The organism is Mucilaginibacter sp. P4_E8 (assembly GCF_056401495.1).
This window is the reverse complement of the sequence record NZ_JBFUJG010000094.1, coordinates 1-20,733: the sequence shown is the minus strand read 5'-3', so window position 1 is coordinate 20,733 and position 20,733 is coordinate 1. Positions and strand designations below refer to the sequence as shown.

20 protein-coding genes are annotated in these 20,733 nt (G+C 40.8%); 6 read left to right on the top strand and 14 right to left on the bottom strand.

The genetic code is table 11. The features are described 5' to 3' along the window. The 5 genes from AC1DRQ_RS23015 to AC1DRQ_RS22995 form a co-directional block, all read right to left on the bottom strand. A partial coding sequence (locus AC1DRQ_RS23015; RefSeq protein WP_477427209.1) for an isocitrate lyase/phosphoenolpyruvate mutase family protein occupies window positions 1-238 on the bottom strand: 238 nt, incomplete at its 3' end. A 92-nt stretch (window positions 239-330) separates the two neighbouring features. Next, on the bottom strand, window positions 331-1,143 hold the full coding sequence (locus tag AC1DRQ_RS23010; protein ID WP_477427207.1) for a helix-turn-helix domain-containing protein: 813 nt from the start codon (window positions 1,141-1,143) through the stop codon (window positions 331-333). Between the two features lie 84 nt (window positions 1,144-1,227). After that, a complete protein-coding gene (locus tag AC1DRQ_RS23005) occupies window positions 1,228-1,854 on the bottom strand; it encodes a response regulator transcription factor (protein ID WP_477427205.1) in 627 nt (208 codons plus the stop codon). A gap of 12 nt (window positions 1,855-1,866) precedes the next feature. Further along, window positions 1,867-4,821, bottom strand: coding sequence for a ligand-binding sensor domain-containing protein (locus tag AC1DRQ_RS23000; RefSeq protein ID WP_477427203.1), 2,955 nt, complete (start codon window positions 4,819-4,821; stop codon window positions 1,867-1,869). A gap of 166 nt (window positions 4,822-4,987) precedes the next feature. Continuing rightward, window positions 4,988-5,458 (bottom strand): nuclear transport factor 2 family protein, encoded by a 471-nt coding sequence (locus AC1DRQ_RS22995; RefSeq protein WP_477427201.1) that lies wholly within the window; start codon window positions 5,456-5,458, stop codon window positions 4,988-4,990. 244 nt (window positions 5,459-5,702) lie between these two features. On the opposite strand from AC1DRQ_RS22995, the gene AC1DRQ_RS22990 reads away from it, so the two are divergent. The 4 genes from AC1DRQ_RS22990 (at window position 5,703) to AC1DRQ_RS22975 (ending at window position 8,337) form a co-directional block, all read left to right on the top strand. Next, a complete protein-coding gene (locus tag AC1DRQ_RS22990) occupies window positions 5,703-6,653 on the top strand; it encodes an aldo/keto reductase (RefSeq protein WP_477427199.1) in 951 nt (316 codons plus the stop codon). Window positions 6,654-6,773: 120 nt separating this feature from the next. Next, window positions 6,774-7,658, top strand: a complete 885-nt coding sequence (locus tag AC1DRQ_RS22985) for an AraC family transcriptional regulator (protein ID WP_477427197.1) — start codon at window positions 6,774-6,776, stop codon at window positions 7,656-7,658. Continuing rightward, window positions 7,648-8,046: a DUF983 domain-containing protein gene (locus AC1DRQ_RS22980; RefSeq protein ID WP_477427195.1), complete on the top strand. Its 399-nt coding sequence runs from the start codon at window positions 7,648-7,650 to the stop codon at window positions 8,044-8,046. The genes AC1DRQ_RS22985 and AC1DRQ_RS22980 overlap by 11 nt, the downstream gene beginning before the upstream one ends. Before the next feature lie 138 nt (window positions 8,047-8,184). Beyond that, window positions 8,185-8,337, top strand: coding sequence for a hypothetical protein (locus AC1DRQ_RS22975; RefSeq protein WP_429396050.1), 153 nt, complete (start codon window positions 8,185-8,187; stop codon window positions 8,335-8,337). Between the two features lie 115 nt (window positions 8,338-8,452). Here the strand turns inward: AC1DRQ_RS22975 and AC1DRQ_RS22970 are convergent, their stop codons facing one another. Together AC1DRQ_RS22970 and AC1DRQ_RS22965 are read right to left on the bottom strand one after the other, a co-directional pair. Then, on the bottom strand, window positions 8,453-8,764 hold the full coding sequence (locus AC1DRQ_RS22970; RefSeq protein WP_477427193.1) for a hypothetical protein: 312 nt from the start codon (window positions 8,762-8,764) through the stop codon (window positions 8,453-8,455). Between the two features lie 287 nt (window positions 8,765-9,051). Further along, entirely contained in the window at window positions 9,052-10,890 is a 1,839-nt protein-coding gene (locus AC1DRQ_RS22965) for an ABC transporter ATP-binding protein (protein ID WP_477427191.1), read from the bottom strand. A 264-nt stretch (window positions 10,891-11,154) separates the two neighbouring features. Here AC1DRQ_RS22965 and AC1DRQ_RS22960 point away from each other — a divergent pair, with 264 nt between their 5' ends. Further along, window positions 11,155-11,799, top strand: a complete 645-nt coding sequence (locus tag AC1DRQ_RS22960) for an HAD family hydrolase (RefSeq protein WP_477427189.1) — start codon at window positions 11,155-11,157, stop codon at window positions 11,797-11,799. Window positions 11,800-11,805: 6 nt separating this feature from the next. Here AC1DRQ_RS22960 and accC read toward each other — a convergent pair whose 3' ends face one another. From accC to AC1DRQ_RS22925, 7 genes are all read right to left on the bottom strand, one after another. Then, window positions 11,806-13,290 carry an acetyl-CoA carboxylase biotin carboxylase subunit gene (gene accC, locus AC1DRQ_RS22955; protein ID WP_477427187.1) on the bottom strand — a complete coding sequence of 495 codons (1,485 nt, stop codon included), beginning with the start codon at window positions 13,288-13,290 and terminating at the stop codon, window positions 11,806-11,808. A 494-nt stretch (window positions 13,291-13,784) separates the two neighbouring features. Next, window positions 13,785-14,297, bottom strand: a complete 513-nt coding sequence (locus tag AC1DRQ_RS22950; RefSeq protein WP_477427185.1) for an N-acetyltransferase family protein — start codon at window positions 14,295-14,297, stop codon at window positions 13,785-13,787. Between the two features lie 60 nt (window positions 14,298-14,357). Next, window positions 14,358-14,867 (bottom strand): c-type cytochrome, encoded by a 510-nt coding sequence (locus tag AC1DRQ_RS22945; RefSeq protein WP_477427183.1) that lies wholly within the window; start codon window positions 14,865-14,867, stop codon window positions 14,358-14,360. Between the two features lie 226 nt (window positions 14,868-15,093). After that, window positions 15,094-15,951, bottom strand: coding sequence for an SDR family oxidoreductase (locus AC1DRQ_RS22940; RefSeq protein WP_477427181.1), 858 nt, complete (start codon window positions 15,949-15,951; stop codon window positions 15,094-15,096). A gap of 125 nt (window positions 15,952-16,076) precedes the next feature. Further along, complete coding sequence (locus tag AC1DRQ_RS22935) at window positions 16,077-17,069, bottom strand: Hint domain-containing protein (protein ID WP_477427179.1); 993 nt, start codon at window positions 17,067-17,069, stop codon at window positions 16,077-16,079. 119 nt (window positions 17,070-17,188) lie between these two features. Further along, window positions 17,189-18,358 carry a pyridoxal phosphate-dependent aminotransferase gene (locus AC1DRQ_RS22930; RefSeq protein ID WP_477427177.1) on the bottom strand — a complete coding sequence of 390 codons (1,170 nt, stop codon included), beginning with the start codon at window positions 18,356-18,358 and terminating at the stop codon, window positions 17,189-17,191. 144 nt (window positions 18,359-18,502) lie between these two features. Then, a complete protein-coding gene (locus AC1DRQ_RS22925) occupies window positions 18,503-20,080 on the bottom strand; it encodes a flavin monoamine oxidase family protein (RefSeq protein WP_477427175.1) in 1,578 nt (525 codons plus the stop codon). Window positions 20,081-20,378: 298 nt separating this feature from the next. On the opposite strand from AC1DRQ_RS22925, the gene AC1DRQ_RS22920 reads away from it, so the two are divergent. Then, window positions 20,379-20,733: acyltransferase family protein (locus tag AC1DRQ_RS22920; RefSeq protein WP_477427174.1), on the top strand; the 355-nt coding region annotated here is incomplete at its 3' end.

The following is a 20,733-nucleotide window of genomic DNA, read 5'->3' as shown; positions in this document are numbered from 1 at the left end:
CAGAAAAAGGTATCCGGACCACATCAACTACCCTTTTAGCTAATTGAAGCAGGATTTCAAACGGGAGGTTTTCCCCATCCTCATAACCCAATGAATTTGATAGTGCCTGGCTGGATACGCCGATTGCTTTATAGCCATTGGCTTCAAATATCTTTGCGCTGTGCACATCCCAGATATTTCCTAACACAAAAGGTGTTGAATTTTGATGTAGCTGTGAAAATGTTTCAAAAGTGCTCATACAATAAAAGTTTACTTTGTTTGATAATTATTTTTATCAAAGGTATTGTAGCAGTAAACCTTAAAATTGTATAAACCGGAACAGTTTTGAAATTATTGAAATAGTAGCTGGTTAACAGGAGATATGTTTTCCAGATATGCAGAAGGGGTAACGCCGGTAAATGATTTAAAATCCCTTATAAAATGCGATTGGTCAAAATAACCACAGTCATACGCGATAGAAGTGAAAGGCTGATCATTTTTAGCAATGAGCTTAAGGCTAAACTGAAACCGGTTTATTTTATTAAATGATGTTGGCGAGAGGCCGGTATGCTGATAAATTAATTTGTGCAGGTAACGGGGAGTAATGCCATGCCGTGATGCAATATTACCAAGGTTATTTTCGGCCGGGTTCTTTTTTATACTCGTTAAAATGTTGGCAACCTTATCAATCCTGAAAGATTTTTTTTGATTGCCTATTAATCTTTTTAGTAAGAAAGTTTCTATAAGCTCTATTCTTTTATCCTGGTCTTTTGTTTCCAAAAGCTGCGCATGCAAAACCTTTGCCGGGCTACCTATTATATCATACAGGTCGGAGATATGATCGTTAAACAGCCCTATTTCATCATTAAAAAAATATGCCAGCGAGTGTGTAAAAAATTTAATGCCAAGCATGGTATGCCTGCCCTTTGATCTTATGGCCAACGGTTTTGTGATCTGGCCCCATAATTCTATTTGAGGGGTTTTGAAGAATTTATTTTCAACTGACGATTCCCATATACCTTCACCAAGATTAAAGATCACTTCCATATCGCCACTTGGAAATACGGTATCCTCGAATCCGGCGTCTGAATCAGATTCAAAGATATAGTAGTGCTTTATGTAAGGCTTTAAGATGTCAGATGGTGAAAAATACTTAAATTCCATAATGTGAAATTACGATCTTAATATTTTTATTAATAAACACATAAACAAAACTACTGTATATCAATTAACTAAACAACACGCCAATCAAATCAGCTTATTTTGCTTGGCCATTTTAATAGCATCGGCACGGGAGTTAACATCAAGTTTAATATATATATTTTTGATATGGCTGCGCACGGTTTCCAGATCAATAAATAACTCTTTGGCAATTTGACTGCGGCTTTTGCCATCGCCTATAAGCTCAAGTATCTGGGTTTCGCGTTTGGATAATGGCGACTCCTGATTTTTTTGGAACGAACGTATAACCAGCTTGGCAATATTAATGCTCATGGGACCACCGCCCTCTTTTACTTCCTTAATTGACTCAATTATTTTGGTTGAGGGGGTATTTTTGGTAAGATAGYCCGATGCGCCGTTGGCCAGCGCATTGAATATTAACTTTTCTGATTCATAAACCGTTAAGATCAATACAAAGCACTGCGGCAGCAGCTTTTTTAATTTGGGGATGGCATCCACCCCATTAGTACCCGGCAGTTCAATATCCAGCAGTATAACATCGGGATGATCTGATACTATTTTTTTAACAGCTTCATCATAGGAGCAATAAGTGCTTACCACCTCATACCCTTCTGTTGCACCAATTAAATAGGCATAACCATTTCTTATAGTTTCATCATCCTCAATAATGGTTATTTTAATGTTACGGTTCATATAGGTTTATAATTAAGCAGCAACGTTTTTCCTGAACTTCAATTCAACTGATGTTCCCCTGCCCTCTTCCGAAACAATAAGCAGTTCGGCATTAATACGTTTGGCCCTGGCTTTTATGTTATGCATGCCATGACCTTTTGTAATGTTTTCGCATTTAAAGCCCTTTCCATCATCAATAAGGCRCAGCCTCACTTCATTTTTATCAATATACATCCACTGTAATATAACATGATTGGCTTCGGCATGTTTAAGCACATTATTCAACGATTCCTTAAATATCATGGTAATATTACGGCTATATTCCATGGGCAATTTAATTTGATGTAAACTTTCTTCTATGCCTTCAAACTTAAAATCTGCCGGCACATCCTGAAAAAGCTCAATACCAATTTCTTTTATATGGACCAAAGTTTCATATAAATTATCGCTTTTGGGGTCAAGCGCCCACAAAATATCCTTGGTTCCGTTGTACAGGGCGGCGGCGTTTTGTTTAATTTGATCAACAAGACCGCGCTGATCGGTTTTATTAGGGTCAATTTTAGCGTTTAATATCTCTGAGAGTATGGCTATCCGGGTAAGCTTATTGCCCAGGTCGTCATGAAAATCCTCGGCCGTTTGCTGCCTTATTTTTATTTTCTCTTCGCGTTTCATGGCCTCAATTACCTGCTGACGCTGTATTTTACCATGGTGCCAGATATTTTGCAATCCAAATCCTATCAAAACAAAAAATACTATTGCCGATATCCGGAAAGTAAGGGTTCGGTAAAACGGTGGTACAATTTCAAAGCTAAAATTAGCCGTACCTGCCGATACCTTACCATCAGGGCTAATGGACTTAACCTTAAAGGTATATTTGCCAGGCGGTAATGATGGATATTCAACAATATTGTTTTTTACCGGCGAACAAAATGTACTATCAAGACCAACCAGCTTATAGCGGTATGATACCCCATCGGGATTTTTTAAATAAATACCTAAAAAAGAAATGGCCAGGTGATTTTGATTATAATTTAGCTTAGCCCCATCACTTAAATATACATAATTAGTATCCCTGTTACTGCCAATCTTTGGCATTAGCTTTACGCTCTCAATAAGAATGTGCGGCGGCGGCGATGGTTTCATTTTTACCCGGGTGTTGTAAACCATAACCGCTTTAGTGGTGCCTACCCATATTTGATGATCTTTGTAAAGTATAGCGTTTTGATTGGTTTCAAATATGGGTTCTTTTGAGCCGGTATTATCAATTACCATAAACCGTTTTGAATCTGCGTTAAACTGCATACGGTTAACCCCTCTGCCTGTCCCTATCCAAATTTTACCAAACTCATCAGCTATCAAACTATATATAGCATTGGCCTTAAGGCCGTCATTTACCGTATAGTTTTTTAAATGCCCGCTTTTCATGTCCCAGGCGAACAGGCCCCGGTCATCAGTACCAATCAGCATGATATCATGATATTTGATCATGGAAAGAATGGCACAGTTTTTAAGCAAATTTTGATTAAAGGTGTTCACTACCTTTTTATTTAATGACAATACAATCCCATTTTGTGTGCCGATAAATAACGAATCGCGCCCGGTTACTACCAGCGATGATGAAAATGAGGATACGCCCTCCAGTTGCTTCAACAAACCATTCTCATAATAATAGCAACCCATTGAAGTAGCCAGCCAAATAATTCCGCTGCTATCGGCTGTTATACAATTATAGCTTATTTCATCACTTCCTTTTACCTGCCTGAAACCTTTTTCATCATACTGCCATAATCCCGATTGGGAAGTGCCTACCCAGGTAATTTTATTTTTATCAGTATATAAGCATTGTATCCCCTTTAAAGCTTTAGGCGCTTTAGGTGTAGGTATATTGGTTAATTTTTTACCATCATACCTTATTAACCCGCCGCCATCAGCACCCAGCAAAATATGGTTGTCCCAGTCCAGGGTAAGGGCCATTACTATTTTTGAATCGGGCAATCCCTGCGAACCGTCAAAAGTTACATACTTGTTACCCTCACAACGATACACTCCATTACCCAGGCTACCCAACCATAAATTATTATCAGCATCGTTATAAATATCAGCTATAGAGTTATCGGTAAGCCCGTTTGATGAGTTGTAATGAATTATATCATCGTCAACAATACAATAGGCGCCATTATCTGTACCTATCCATAAATCACCAAAAGCATCTTGCGCAATGCTAAGTAATTGCTCTTTTACGGTTGCCATTTGTTTAACGGCATAAGGCATAATCTGATTATTGCTGATATAGTACAAACCGTTCCAGGTTAAGATGTATATTTTTTGTTTTTCAAACCTGTCAAACAAAATTTCCTTTACCTGTACAGATCCATACTTTGCATTAAACGGGATGGAATAAACCCATTTATTGCCACTTAAATTATATATCCCTTTTTGATAAACCGCCGCATAAAGTTTACCTGAGCTATCTACAGCAACAGCGGTTACTTTATCGCTATCACTTAATATGGCAGGTTGCATTTTATCGCCGGTAATTTTAAACAACCTATAGCCCATTATTACCCAAACTGTGCCGGCGCCATCCTGGGTTATACTGGTAACTATATTGCGTTTTAGGGATATGGAAGGCTTATAGTTTTTAATTTTGCCATTATAAAGCATGGCCAGCCCATCAAGTGTTCCAAACCAGGTATGGCCTGTTTTATCAGAAAAAACGGTGCCCACAAAATTATTAGGCAAGCCATCTTGCCTCGAATAACCCAAAAAATCCTTCCCATCAAAACGACAGGCACCTCCAAACGTAGCTATCCAAAGGCGATGGTCGCTATCCATTGAAAACTTGTTCACCTGCGATTGTATCAGCCCGTCTTCAATATCAAAATGCGAAAACGTATATTTTTGCGCAAAAACCGGGTGTGTTTGTATTAAACAAAACCAAACCACACACACCAACATGATCACCCGATATAAGAAATTCTTGTTCAATTACACTCAGTTTAAATAGTTTGCAGTATTACTGCAATTTACCCTCAAAATAGGGTTAAATAAAATAAAAAAAATCACCCTTTTGGGGTGATTAAACATCATAGTGCCAATTGGTTAAAATTGGCTCCTATGAATCTGTATAATATAATAAGATCAGTTACTAATCTCAATTTTTAGCTGTTACCGGCTCTTTATTATCGGGTGTTTCAATATCATCAAACATTTTGCAAACCTGTGTAATTTTCCATTCCTGGTTATCATTTTTTTCAACTATCAGGTAATTATGCTGTATATTATCATGATAGGTAAAATCAACCCTGGCAATTACCAATGCATCGCTATTGGCAAGTACTTCATAATTTGACTGGCAGTTTTGCTGCGTACCAGCAGTGTTCTTCATTGCCTCAACCAAACTTGATTTGTCCTGATGGATCACCTTTTCGCCACGGGGTATTTTAAAACTGGAGTTTTCATCCAATACCTTATTTAACTTTTTATAATTTGAGCTCATGTGGCTGTCAATAAAATCGCGGATAACGGCAGTACAACCGGCCTCAACTTTTGGACCAGTATAGGCAAACAGCGTGGTGGCAGATAATAAGCTTATTACACAAGCCACTAAAAATTTATTTTTCATTGTGATATTATTTTTATCAAATGTCACTATGGTTTCAAAACAAAAATGTGTGTATAGCACCTTAAAAATATGCGTATAACACCAATTGGTCATCGGTTTGTCAGTACTGCTCTTGCCTTATTTTTTTCTTGTGAAATTGAAACAACCTTAAAACCCCTATTGCTGATTATTTTAATTTGCCGACAAACAATTAGTACTTATAGCAACTTCTAATTAATAACTTAGGATTCTTTAATTAAGCACTATGGAAAAACGTGAATTGGGTAATTCCGGCCTAAAAACTGCGCCATTGATTTTTGGCGGCAATGTGTTTGGGTGGACAGTTAAAGGTAACGATAACGCCATTTTACTGGATGCATTTTTAGATGCCGGTTTTAATGCCGTTGATACCGCCGATGTTTACTCGGCCTGGAGACCAGGCAATAAAGGCGGCGAATCAGAAACTGAAATTGGCAAGTGGCTTAAGCAAAGCGGTAAGCGCGACAAGGTGATCATAGCTACTAAAGTAGGCGCGGAATTCAGGGAAKGTAAAAAAGGGCTAAAAAAGGAATATATTATTAAATCTGCCGAGGATTCATTGAAGCGCCTGCAAACTGATTATATTGACTTGTACCAGTCGCATTATGATGATGCTTCAACCCCGGTTGAAGAAACGCTGCGGGCTTATGAGCATCTGATCAGGGAGGGCAAGGTAAGGGCTATTGGCGCTTCTAACTTTTCTGTCGAACGGTTCCATGAATCGCTTAAAGTAAGTCGCGAAAAAGGACTGGCCGCTTACCAAACCATACAACCCGAATACAATTTGTTTGACAGACAAAATTACGAAACCACGTTTGAACCATTTATAAAAGAGCAAAACATTGGTGTTATTAGCTATTTTTCATTAGCAAGTGGCTTTTTAAGCGGCAAATACCGGTCGGCAGCCGATCTGGAAGGTAGTAACAGGACCAATTCAGTCAAAAAATATTTAACCGAACGGGGTTTCCTTATATTAAAAGCGTTGGATGAAGTTGCTGCGCAATACAACAGCAATCCTGCAGCTGTTGCTTTAGCCTGGCTAATTGCCCGGCCCGGCATAACCGCGCCAATAGCAAGCGCCACCAGTATACCCCAGCTTAATCAACTTACACAGGCGGCAACGCTGCAGTTAAGCAATGAAGCTATTGAAGTGCTGAACATAGCAAGCGCTTATTAAAAGGCCAATCAGAATTGAACCCGTTCAGGCTTGTGGTATTATTCAATTATCGTTGAATAGTACCATTAAAAATAAAAATAGTACCATTACAAGTGGTAATTTGGTGTGTAAATTTGTTCCATGTTACAAAACGTACCACTATATGATATTTGTTCCTTATCTGATATTGATCAGGACGACATTATTATAAGCCGTTTTGAGCCATACCTGCAAACGCATAAAAATTTGTTTGCCACTCACCGGCATTCATTTTACCATTTGGTACTTTTTACAAATGGAGGCGGTACCCACACCATTGATTTTGAGAATTTTGAGGTTAAGCCCGGTCAAATTTATTTTATGATACCCGGCCAGGTGCACTCCTGGAGTTTTGAAGGTTTTACCGATGGTTATATCATTAATTTTTCGGCATCATTTATACAATCATTCATATTACAACACGGCTACCTGGATAATTTTTCGTTTTTTAGCGGTAACCTGGCCGATGCTGTGATCAATTTACCGGATGAAACCTATACAGCCATAAAGCCACTATTTGAAACCATACTGACCGAAGCTGCATCGCCCGCCACAGCATCTGCTGATATGATCAGGCTACTGATGCTGCAAATATTTATCCTGGTTAACAGGCTCAGTGCAAATCCGGTTTTAGGCGGTAATTCATCATACAACCAAATCCTGCTCAAAAGCTTTAAAAATTTAATTGAGCACCATTATACTGATATCAAACTGCCTAAAGATTATGCAGCGATGTTATATATAACCCCTAACCACTTAAACGCGGTTTGTAAGGATCTAATGGGCGTATCAGCCGGCGAGCTGATCCGCAACAGGGTACTGCTGGAAGCTAAGCGTATGCTTACTAACCCGCAACTAAGCATTAGTGAAATTTCTCTAAAATTAAACTTTAGCGATAACTCCTACTTTACCAAGTTTTTTAAAAAACTGGAAGATATTACCCCCGAAGAGTTCAGAAAAAAAATAATATACGATCATGGAAAATAATGAATATAAATTATGGCCTGCCGTTTTACATGCCAAATGTCCCCGTTGCAGGCGCGGCGATATGTTTGCCAACAGTATGTATGGCTTTCATGGACAGGTTATGCATCAAACATGCTCACACTGCGGTTTGGTATATGAAAGGGAACCTGGCTATTTTTACGTGGCCATGTTTGTTAGTTACGCGCTTAACGTTGCCCAAATGGTTACCGCAGCAGTTGCTATAAGTGTTTTAACCGGAAGCAACAATCCGTGGCTATATATAACAATTATACTAAGCATAGCCGTAATATTATCTCCTTTTAATTTCAGGTATTCCAGGGTGGTGTTATTATACTGGCTTACCCCAGGATTGCATTACCATCCCGAAATGAGCCACGATAAAGCATAATGACATTTTAAGTTTTTTTTAATGATGATGAGGGTGTCCATAGCTTAAAAACCTATGGGCATTTTTTATGGGCACCTGTGGTTAAACCATGTCAATTGCTTTCCGTCATATTCATATATCACAACAATATTTTGAATTATGAAAGCGAAATTGAACATCATAAAAAAAGATTTATATAACGTATTTGTAGTAGGCAATGCCAACGACAGACAATTGGCAAGGGTTTATATATTATTGGCCATCCCTGTTTTTACATTATTTTTAGTACTCGGCCATTTTCCTAAATATTAAACATCACAATCCCTTTTTGGCCCAAAAAACAAAACAGCCATTACATTGCTGTAATGACTGTTTGCCAACTGTTCCCTAACTAAATTAAACTAAAACTAAACTCACTTTATTAATGCTATTTATGCTGGTTAAAATGACTAACGACCAACTGTATATTTTTTAAATAGAAATTATTTTTATAATCGCATTGGTTATCCACCCACCTTTTCCCTTTTAAAATATTTTTATAATTAAAACCCGCAAGTATATAAGGACCGTTTTTGGAGCCGGCTTTTGCCGAAACATCAGGCTTATTACCCTTTCGTTTTAACACCGAGGGCTCACTGTTCAATGCTTTTACTTTATGATCTGTTGTAAATATATTAGCGCAGGCAATTAGCAGGAGCGATACAAAAACAAAGACCAAAAAGTGATAAAAAAGTTTCATAGCAACGGCTTTGTAAAACGTTTGACCTGCTGATCACCAACATTAATTCAAAGTTAACCTTTACTATAATAAAAATAATAGGGGTTTACACCGATTTACATACGTAGTTTTACGCATTTTTGTGATAATTTAACGAATTTGTTGATCGTGTTTAATAATTCATAATTATCAATTGCCAGCTATTAACTAATGATTAATAACAACATAGCCTTTTTACTATAGGGGAATCAAATAAATTCCTACTTATAACCCTTGATTAATCAGGCATACTTTGAATTAACTCAAACTTACCGGTACCCGGCTGCCTGCAAATCAAAAAGCTCGGCATAGCGGCCACCTTTAAGCAGCAGTTCCTCATGGCTGCCTATCTCAATCAGTTCGCCTTTTTCCAATACCAGTATCCTGTCGGCCATGCGTACAGTACTAAAACGGTGCGAAATCAGCACTGCCGATCTGCCTTTTGTTAATTCGGCAAAACGTTCAAAAACATTAAACTCGGCACGGGCATCAAGCGCCGATGTTGGTTCATCTAATATCAGCAACTGCGCATCGCGCATGTAGGCCCGCGCCAGGGCAACCTTTTGCCATTCGCCGCCTGATAATTCAACCCCATCGGCAAACCGTTTGCCCAGTTGCTGGTCATAGGCTCCGGGGAGCCTGGCTGCCAGCACATCGGCCAGGCTCTGCCTTGCCGAATGCTCAATGAGCGGGCGGTTATCCTGTTCACTAATTTTACCCACGGCAATGTTTTGCGCAAAGCTCATCTGATAGCGTAAGTAATCCTGGAAAATAATGCCTACGTTAAGGCGCAGATCGGCCAGGTCGTACAGTTTCAAATCAATACCATCAAGCAGTATCCTACCCTCGGTTGGGTCATACAAACGGGCCAGTAACTTCACCAGGGTGGTTTTACCTGCACCGTTCTCGCCTACCAGGGCCAGTTTTTCGCCGGGATAAAGCGTAAAGTTCAAATGCCGGTTGGCCCATCTGTCTGAATTGATATAGCGAAAACCAACATTCTCAAAAGTAAATCCCTGTTGTATGGTTTTAGGGAAAGGCAGCGCGTTTGCCGCCATTTTAATTTTAGGCACGATCTCAAAAAATTCAAAAAAATCGCGCAGGTAAATGGCCCCTTGTGATACTGCTGTAAAACGGGTTAAGATCCCCTCCAGTAAAGCACGCAGCTGCCTGAATGATCCGGCAAGGAAGGCCAGTTCGCCAATAGTTACACTGCCGTTTACCGCTCTGATGATGATAACCACATAGGCAGCATAATAACCCAAACTGCCCAGCATCGCAAAAAAAGTACCCCACAAAGAGCGTTTGATAGCCAGGTGTTTATTATCTCCATAGAATTTATTTGACAGATGCTTAAAACGGTCAATAATAAAGCCCGAAAGATCAAAGATCTTTACCTCCTTGGCAGTTTCGTCACTGGCACCCAGGTAGCGTATATAATCAAGCTCACGGCGCTCGGGGGTTTGGCCACGGGTTAAGGCATAGCTTTGATCGTTAAAATACGATTCGCCTAAAAAAGCCGGGATAATGGCGATTAGCAGCAGCACAATAAGCCAGGGATTAAAGGTCATTAAACCAACCGCCAGGAAACCCATGGTGATGAGGTCCTGCACCTGGCTCATTACCTGCGACAGGAGTATAGTACGACCTATGGTTTGCTGCCGGGCGCGTTCCAGCTTATCATAAAATACCGAATCCTCAAACTGGTCAAGATCAAGTGTGGCGGCATGCTCCATTATTTTTACCGAAGTGTGGTTACTGAACAGATCACCAAGCAGGCTGTCCATCAGGGTAATGGCCCTGCTAAGGGCATCAGTTAATATAGCAAGCGCGAACTCCAGGCCCACCAGTTGCCACAGGTAGGTCATATCTTTAGCTGGGGTATGGCTTATGGTAACCACCTGATCAATGATGAGTTTACCCACATATAGCAAACCCAGTGGCATAGCTGAGCGTACTATGCGTAGTATGGCGTTAACAATCGTCATCCAGCGGCTGGTTTGCCAAACCAGTTTAAAAAAGGCCGGTAAATTACGCAGCGCGTCAAAGCGCTCTTTTAATGTTACTTTATTACTAATGGTATTTTTTGGTGGACGGGAAGTATTCAATATTGATCTCTTTCTTGTTTGATTATAAACAAATTTAATCAATTAGCTCCCTTACCACCTTAAAGGGGAATTATTTTACATTGACTTGTCATTGCGGGTCAGACTTACGAAGTTTTAAAAACTAAGTCTTCTTAAACATCATTGCCTCACCCAACCCGCTCCAAAGGAGAGGGCTTTAAAGTACTTTTTAAAAGTCTCCCCCTTTGGGGGAGATTTAGAGGGGGCTTCCTCAATGACGGGATTTTTATTATTTTTGCCGGCGCTATGGAAACCACACTACATAATAAATTCGACAGTATAATTTTTGATCTTGATGGCACCCTTTGGGATAGTACGGCCAACGTGGCGCTGGCCTGGCAGGCAGCTGTTGCGCAGGTTGATTATATTGATGAAGAAATGACCGTAGAGCGTGTTAGGTCAATCACCGGGATGACCTATGATGCCATTTTTGATAAGCTGTTCCCTGATCTTGATACCCATCAGCGTAAAGAAGTACAAACCCTTTGCGGTATAAGCGAACTGGAGATATTACATACCAAAGGCGGCGAATTATATCCACAGTTAGAAGAAACTTTAAAATACCTGGGCACAAAATATAAATTATATATAGTAAGCAATTGCCAGAGCGGTTATATCGAGGTGTTTTTGGATCTGAACAACATGCACCCGCACTTTTTGGCCCACCAATGCTTTGGTACAAAAGGCAACCCCAAAGCTGATAACATTAAAGATATTGTTAACGATCATCAACTAAAAGCACCTGTTTATGTAGGTGATACCATGGGCGATTATACGGCCGCGACACAAGCCGGTGTACCTTTCATTTTTGCAAGCTATGGTTTTGGCGCGGTGCCCGATGGCATGGTAGCCACCGTAAACAGCTTTAGCGAACTAACCGAATTGCTGTAAACGCCTTTATCGCAGACTGTTCCGGTTTTTTACCCAGTTGCTTATCTCCGTTGTTTGAACCGATGCTACCACAGCTTTCTTTTGACTGAGCAATTGTTCCATAATGATAGCTGCAATTATAGCTTCGTCATTATGATTGGTGTCTAATACCTCGGGAGTAAAATATTTTTTAACAAAGTGGGTATCAAAATTACCTGATGTAAAAGCTTCATGCTGCATTACAAACCTGCCGAAACCCAGCGTTGTGGTTATCCCGGTTATCTGATACTCGTCAATAGCGCGCAGCATCCGTTCAATAGCCTCGGTACGATCTTTACCATAGGTTATCAGTTTGGCAATCATGGGATCGTAATAAATAGGGATCTCCATACCCTGCTCAAAGCCATCATCAACCCTTACACCAGCGCCTTTTGGAGTAACATAGGTTTGCAGGGTGCCAATATCAGGCAAAAAGTTATTCGCAGGATCTTCGGCATATACCCTTAGCTCAATAGCATGCCCGCGCATTTGCAGGTCCTCCTGTTTAAAGCTGATGGCTTCGCCCCGGGCTATGCGGATCTGTTCCTTCACCAGGTCAATGCCTGTTATCAGTTCTGTAACCGGATGCTCTACCTGCAGGCGGGTATTCATCTCCAGGAAATAAAAATTAAGCGCGTCGTCCATAATAAACTCCACCGTACCAGCGCCGGTATAGTTTACAGACCGGGCCACATCAACCGCGCACTTGCCCATCTGCTCCCTGATTTGCGGAGTAAGCACCATGGAAGGAGCCTCTTCAATTACTTTTTGGTGACGGCGCTGTACCGAGCAATCGCGCTCAAAAAGATGCACTATATTGCCATGGGTATCGCCCAAAACCTGGATCTCGATATGCCGGGGAGATGATACATAACGCTCGATAAAAACCGATCCATCACCAAAAGCCGAAGTAGCCTCAGACACGGCCAGTTCCATCTGTTCTTCAAAATCAGCCTCGCTATCAACTATACGCATACCTTTGCCCCCGCCGCCTGCGGCGGCTTTGATCAGTATGGGAAAGCCTACCTCAACCGCACGTTTTTTAGCCTCGGCAATATCAGTTATAGCCTCTTCGGTTCCGGGTACCATGGGGATGTTATATTTTAAAGCAGCAGCCTTGGCCGATAGCTTATTACCCATTACCTCCATAGCCTCTGGCGATGGACCAATAAGCACCAAACCCGCTTTCCGTACCAGCCTTGCAAAGGCAGCATTTTCACTCAAAAAACCATAACCTGGATGAATACCTGTTGCCCCGGTTTTAAGGCAGGCGGCTATAATTTTTTCGCCATCAAGATAGGATTGACTGGAGGGAGCGGCACCGATATGAACCGCTTCATCAGCATAACGCACATGTAGTGCATTACGATCAGCGTCAGAATATACGGCAACGGTTTTAATACCCATTTCGCGCGCAGAGCGCATTACTCTTAAAGCTATTTCGCCCCGGTTGGCAATCAGTATCTTTTGCATTTAACAAATGTAAAAGATTTGCGCTTTGTACGGTTTAATTTTTATTAGCCCAAAAGATTACAGAAAGACTTTGTTTAAAGCTTAGGATTAGTGCTTGCTACCCCACCTGTATGTTTTGCGATGACAGCGGTAACAAACGTATTTTTTTAGGGGAAGCCAAAATAGAAACAACTTCACAAATCGTCCTCTGGGTATGCGGTTTATGTTTTCGTTACCACACCCCCGGCAATGCGGAGAAGGATGAGCAGTTACCTGCTTACGAACAGATGCATTATCTTGAATGCCAACGGTCATGTTAAATTAAATTAGGGGGATATTTATTAAAACACTGATTAAATAAAATAACAATAGAGAAATTAAATTTCAATTTACTCCTACTTGTCTGATATTCAACCGAATTTAATTAAAGGTAGTTTTGAATTATGAAGTATTTATGAATTTTTTAGCCAGGAATAAATCACGTATAATATTTAATAATTAATTAAATATTTGCGTTAATCTTGCTCATCAAGTAATAATTCCATAAAAAGCAGATCGAGCCAGCGCCCAAATTTAAACCCTACTTCTTTAAAGTGGGCAACTTGCTTAAAACCGAGTGATTGGTGCAGATGATAACTTATCTGGTTTTCGCCATCAATACCGGCTATGACGGCATGAATCCCGTTTTGCCGTGCAATATTTATAAGCGGCCTGAGTAAAAGCTTACTGATACCCTGCCCCCTGAACAAGGGATCAACGTACACAGAATGTTCAATGGTAAAACGGTAGCACGGCCAGGCGCGAAAATGCCCATAAGTACAAAAGCCCACAACTTTGCTCCCGGTTTCGGCCACCAATACCGGGAAACCACTGTTCACGCGTTCATGATACCATGCCTGGCGCATTTCAATAGTATGTGGCTGCTCGCTGTAAACAGCAGTGGTGTTCAATATGGCATCATTATAAATGTACAGTATGGCCAAAAGGTCGTCCTCATGTGCATTCCTGATGTTTATTATCCCTGCCATAAATCATAAATTAAAAACACCTCTAACTATGGGTTAGAGGTGTTTTGGATATTTAAAAAATCATCCTTTTTTTTCAGGAGCGGTACCACCGGCACCGGGTTGACCAACCGGAGCGGGCTGACCGCTCGGAGGCACTGGACCAGGACCTTTTCCTTCTGGTATTACAACTTCGGGATGAGCGGTACCACGGTGACAGGTATTGCAATTAACACCCGCCTGCATGATCATTCCTAATGAATCTTTTTTAGCATGAAAATATTTCTGATTGATCTTATTCATCATCTTATACATATCACGAGCCATTTCCTTTTCAGGTTTAGCATCATTTGCCCAATCCATCTTTTTTGTTTCCTCATTGCGCACGTGGCAAAAATTGCAATGCACACCCAATGAATGCTCCCACTCCTCCATTACTTTGTGAAGATCATCGTTCGAGATATTTTTAGGCAGTACTTTCAGGTTTTTAAAACCCTCGTCCTGAGGTTTTTTGGGGGTCATAGATGTCATAGCACCCAATACCACAATTGATAACAAACCGAGTGTAACTATTATTTTTTTATTAAAAGGCATAATTGTCATGTTTAAGTCATCTAAAATAACTATTAACTTTTAATGTTACAACTTTAACCTTGCCAGAAGAGTAAATTTTAAGATACAAAGAAACTGCTTATCTACAAGCAAGTCTAAAACATTAGTTTGCCATCCTGAGGAACGAAGGATCTGTTCACAAACTGTGTATGTAATAGAATAGATGCCCCACTACGTTCAGCATGACAAATCTTTAGGAATGAATTGTTTATTTAACAGCCGGCCAGATCAAATAACGCGAAAGCAGTTTTTCGCTGATGGCCCAAAGCTTATTGCGCGATGCCGTATCCGTTGCTATGGCAGATGTTTTTGCTTTCTTTTTCTTTTTAAAATAAGCGCCGTTGTATTTATCTAAACGTGGAGCAGTTGCCAGGAATATGGTAGTTTCGGCCCCTTGTTCGGGTGTTATCATAAACGGACGGGCCAGCTTTATCAATATTTTACCAAACCCTTTGAGTCCCGCACCGAAACTTGTTTTTACTGTACCCGGATGCAGCGAAAAAGCAAGTATGCCTTTGTCAGCATACTTTTCGGCAAGTGACTGGGCAAAATATATATTGAACAGTTTACTCATGCCATAAGCCTTAAAAGGGCTGTAGGATTGCTCCCATTGCAAGTCATCAAACTGCGGTTTGCCCCATTTATGTGCCTCTGAACTTACGTTAATGATACGCGCCTGCCCTTTCTGCAATAAAGGCATCAGGCTGTAGGTTAGTAAAAAATGACCCAGATGGTTGGTAACAAAGGTCATTTCAAAACCATTCTTATTTAACTGGCGTTCTTCAAAAACACCGCCTGCATTATTAATAAGCGTGTTTATAGCAAATAACTTTTGCGTTAACTCTTCGGCCGCTTCGCGAACACTTTGCAGATCAGCCAGGTCGCATCGTACTACAAAAACTTCCTTATTACCCGTTTTATCAGCTATTTCCTGTTTAAGCCGTTCGCCTTTAGGTGTATTGCGTACCAGTAAGTAAAGTGCATGGCCCTGCCTTGCTAAAGAAATCGCCGTTTCCTGTCCTATTCCGGATGTTGCACCGGTGATGATGGTTGTTTTTAATGCCATGTCCCCTACCCCCCTAAAGGGGGAACTTTTTATTTGCGTGTAAGTTAGTGGTTTTCCTGATACGACTTTACATCCTAAGAGATATTTTAAAGCCCTCCCCTTTAGGGGAGGGTTGGGTGGGGCTTTTACTTTTGCATTACCATTACGCCGTTCATCAGCAGGGTACTGCCGCCATCGGCTACTATATTGTAAACTTTTTGTACGCCGCCGCCATGCTCTGTTTTCTGCAGTACGGTAAAGGTTTCATACTTACCGGTTTGTTCATTAAGGCATAGCACTTCCTGGCCTTCGGCAATCTGTCCCATTTTCAGGTTACCCTGTTTAGTAAGCATGGGATGATTTGGTGTAGCTTGTAATACTTTGGAGTTTAAATTTATCTGCTGCCCTGTGTTGGTATTTTTTACAATTGCCGATACCAGCACCAATTGGGTTAATGCGTAGTTTTTGGCGCCATGTACGGTTAGTTCCTTCACTTTAACTGCCGAGCTTTTTTTTGTGGCAGGATCAATGGTGATCACTTCGTCGCCGGATTTTACGGTTTTCAGCATTTTCTTTTCGCCGTTGGCCATAGTTACCAGTTCATCACCCGGGAAACAAATATCATTGCCATAAGTGGCTGCTTCTTCCTTCAGGTCTTTACCGCCATTTAAAACTTTGTATTGCTGAAAGCTCACTTCTTTTGATAATATGTAAGATAGTTTGAGGATGAAATTCTTTTCTTCCTTATTGATGTTATCAATATCCTGGAAATACTTTTCCCAAACCTTTCCATCGGCAGTAAAATCGGGCACAAGGGCTTTATACAGTTTTCCTTTTTCGTTGGTATAAAATACCATGAGGCCTATCTCCTGCAGGCCCTCTTTGGCTATCAGTTTATACAGGTCAACGCGTTTCTTTAACCCATCGGCCCCGGTAATAAAATATGGTTTGCGGTTCTCATACCTGTCAAGCACATAAGTGTTTTCGAACTTTACATAGGTATCCTTATCCAGATCAGCAATAGAAAAGGTTTGTGCCTTATTATACTCATCCATAGTAAGCGGTCGCGGATTTACCGTTTGCGCCCGGCTTAAAAAAATTGATCCTGTTAAAAGCAGTGTTAATGTTAGTTTACGCATATTTTTTGGATGAAGGATTTTTGGACAAAAGATAAAAGACTTGAAGATAAAGCAATCAAAATTTATACAAGTATTGTTTCCTGGCTCTTTGTTCTTTGCTCTAAAAATCCAGATTCTAATTAAGATAGTTGTTTAAAAGCGTCGGCAAAGGCTTCCATTTCGTCCATGCGGCCAATACTTACACGGCACCAGTCCTTATCGTTAAATTTCCAGTTACGTACGCCAACACCCCGTTTCATCATTTCACCTACGAATTTTTTGCCTTCCATTTTAAGCGGGAACATCACAAAATTGGCCGATGAGGGGATATACTCGTACCCTTCTTTCTTTAGCACCGAATACAGGTACTCTTTTGAAGCAAGCGTTTTCTTTAAAGTATCCTGTAAAAAAGCCTCTTCGCGGTAACCTGCAAGGGCGGCAGCAAGCGTTGTTGCCGTAACGCTCCATGATTGTGTGGTATACTTATCAAAAGTTTTAACCGTTTCGGGTTGGGTAATGATGTAGCCTAAACGCAAACCTGCAAAACCATATAGTTTGGAGAACGTGCGTGCCACGATCACATTGTTGCCCGCTTTTACCTGGCTTATCATGGTAGAGGCCTGCGGATCGGGCAGGTAATCGATATAGGCTTCATCAACAAATACGGTTGTTTTTTTGGATACCCGTTCGCAAAATGCCTTGAGTTTTTCAGTATCTACAATGGTAGCTGTGGGGTTGTTGGGGTTACAGATATAAACCAACCCGGTGTTACTATCCACTTTGGCTTCCATAGCATCCAGATCAAGCTTATAGTCGGCAGTAAGTGGCACTTTTATCCACTTGCCTTCCAATGCCTCTGCACGGCTGGGCAGGTCATCATATGATGGGTCGCCGGTAATCACGTTTTTACCGCCTTTGGTATAGTACATGGCTGCCGCAAGCAATAACGGCGTTGAACCGGCATCCATCAATATATTTTGTGGCTTTACACCTTCGTACGTGGCTATTTTATCATAAAGTTGCGGCAACAGCATAAAGGGATATTGATAGCATTTGTCAACAGCGTCTTGTATGGCTTTTTTAACAGCTGCCGATGGACCAAATGGATTTTCATTGGCCAGCAACCTTGCTTTTAATTCAAAACCTGCGTTGGTTATTACTTCCTTATCGTTTAAACTACGTGCTGATGGTTTAAATGCGCGGGCTGGCATAGCCGCCAGTTTACTAATGGTACCTGAAAAGAAGGCCAGTCCCCCGGCCATAAATGCGCTGGACTTGATCCAGTTTCTGCGGTTAAGTGAATTTGCCATGGTGGTTTGGTTATTTAATATTTTAAGTTAGTAATAGTATCAAGTGGTTAGTATCAAGTATAAAGACAGCTGCATCTTTTTCGTAAACTATTCAAAAATCATGATACTTGATACTAACTACTTGATACTATTACCCGATACTAATTATTTTTTATATTGTACACGCTGTTCGCTTACCCTTGCATGCAGGGCGGCAACCGTGCTCCTGGCCGATTCAAATGCCCCGGCCATCCAGGCATTTAAATAGGTTAAATGTTCGCCGGCAAAGTAAACCTGTTTATCAGGTTTTAAAAGTACGGGATACTGGGTTTTGCGTGTTTCGGTATTATAAACGGCCCATCCGCCTAAGTTATATTTTGTTTTATGCCAGCTTACCGAAAATGAGCCCTCGAACTCTTTATCATACTGCGGATGAATGAGCCTGCCTTTTTCCAGCGCGAATTTTTCGCGGTCGGCATAACCTAATGCGCCAATTTTTTGAGCCTTTTCGTTAAAATTATAATATCCTATTAAGATACCCTTTTTTCCAAGATAATCATAGGATGGATAAAATATTTGTGTTAAATCATTGTTAGTGTGGGTGATGCCTCCATAAATATGCTCATCCTCTTCCCAAAACCTGCGCTTAAACTGTAACCCAATTTTCCCGGTTGATATATAGCCCACATAATCAATAGCCCGGCTTACATCACCCGAAAAATTATTACTGATATTACTTAAAACCGGTAACGGTAAAGTGCAAATACACATATCGCCGGTAAGCTCGTGGACGCCCTGCGCATCTTTGTAGGTAATTTTAACGCCTTCGGGCAAATTGGTGATGGCAGTAACCTCGGCACCCATTTTTATAGATGGCGCTACCTTTTTTTCCAAAGCTTTTGCTATCTGATCCATACCACCTACAGCCTGGAACATGGTCATCTGTAGCTCGTAGGTATATTCGGCCACATTATAAAAGTCTGGGTCCATCAGGCCTGAGCGAATGATATCGGCCAGTTTATGAGGATCGGCAATTTTACCGGGCTTGTCGCCAGCCCCCGGCGATTCGGTATAGCCGCGCCTGGCTGATGCTTTGTATAGTTTATCAATATCCAGGCCGCCCTCGGCTCTTAAGTATTCGATGATCTTTTCGCCATCCTCTTTGGTTAAATTACTATCGAGACTGCCGTGGTCAATGCTTTTGGCCAGCATTTCGGTCATGTAGCCGCGAATGTCATTATGCACTTCCCGTGCCCTTACCTTTTTGTTTGACAGCGGCCCTTTGCCTTCAGCAAAGTAATAGGCGCCCTCGTTCACATTATTGTAAACCTGTATGGGCACACCCAATTCCTTGCAATAATGCAGCGTAAGTTCATGGTTATGCGGTATGCGTGACGGACCAGCATTAAAATACAGGCCATCATCAAAGCGCGCGGTTACAGTGGGCTTATCTGCCTCCTGGTGGGTACTGCCATTACGGATGCTCCAGCAGCGGCCACCGGCCCGCTGGCGTGCCTCCAGTATGGTGCATTGGTAACCCAATCTGTTCAGTTCGTAGGCACAGGTCATCCCGGCCAGGCCTGCACCTGATATAATGATGTGTTTGCCCTTGCCATCGCCCTGCAAATTAAAGGCATGGGCAGGTGCCGGGCGTAATAAACCTAAGGCCATCATGGCGGGGTATGCACCACCGGCAAGCATAGCTCCTTTACCTAAAAAGTCTCTGCGGGTAATAGTTTTCAATAAGCGTTTTTTATGTTTTAAATAACCTGAATGCTAAAGATAATTTTTTTTCTGTTTTATTAAAAGACTTGCCATTATTTTTTAAATATGATAATATCTACAGGGTTTGTATGGATTATTGTTAAAACTGCCTAAATCAAAATTTATAGAATTAACAAAATTCTGTTCGGGTTAATGCCTGCTGGCCGCTTTAATTACTTTATTAAGTTCAACATCCCAAATACAATAACATAACTCCTTTAGATAGTATCTAAAGGAGTTATTAAAAAACATCTGCAAAAGTGTTACTTTGTGATACATGAAAAGCCTAAACGAACTTGATAAAGGAAGAAATAATAATTTTGATTTACTTAGGCTATTTGCCGCAACTTTAGTCATTCTTTCACACTCTTATCTTATAACCGGTAATTTCCAATCAGAACCTTTTATTAGACTATTTGGCTTCATACACTTGGGTGCTGTAGGTGTTGGTATATTTTTTACAATTAGCGGTTATCTTATTTTAAAAAGTTTATATAGGCATAAAACCATCGGGCAATTTGTTTGGGCGCGATCGTTAAGAATTTTTCCGGGACTTTTTATTGCTTCTTTGTTTTGTGCATTTATTATTGGCCCAATATCTACTAATCTTCCGTTATTGGAGTACTTTAAGA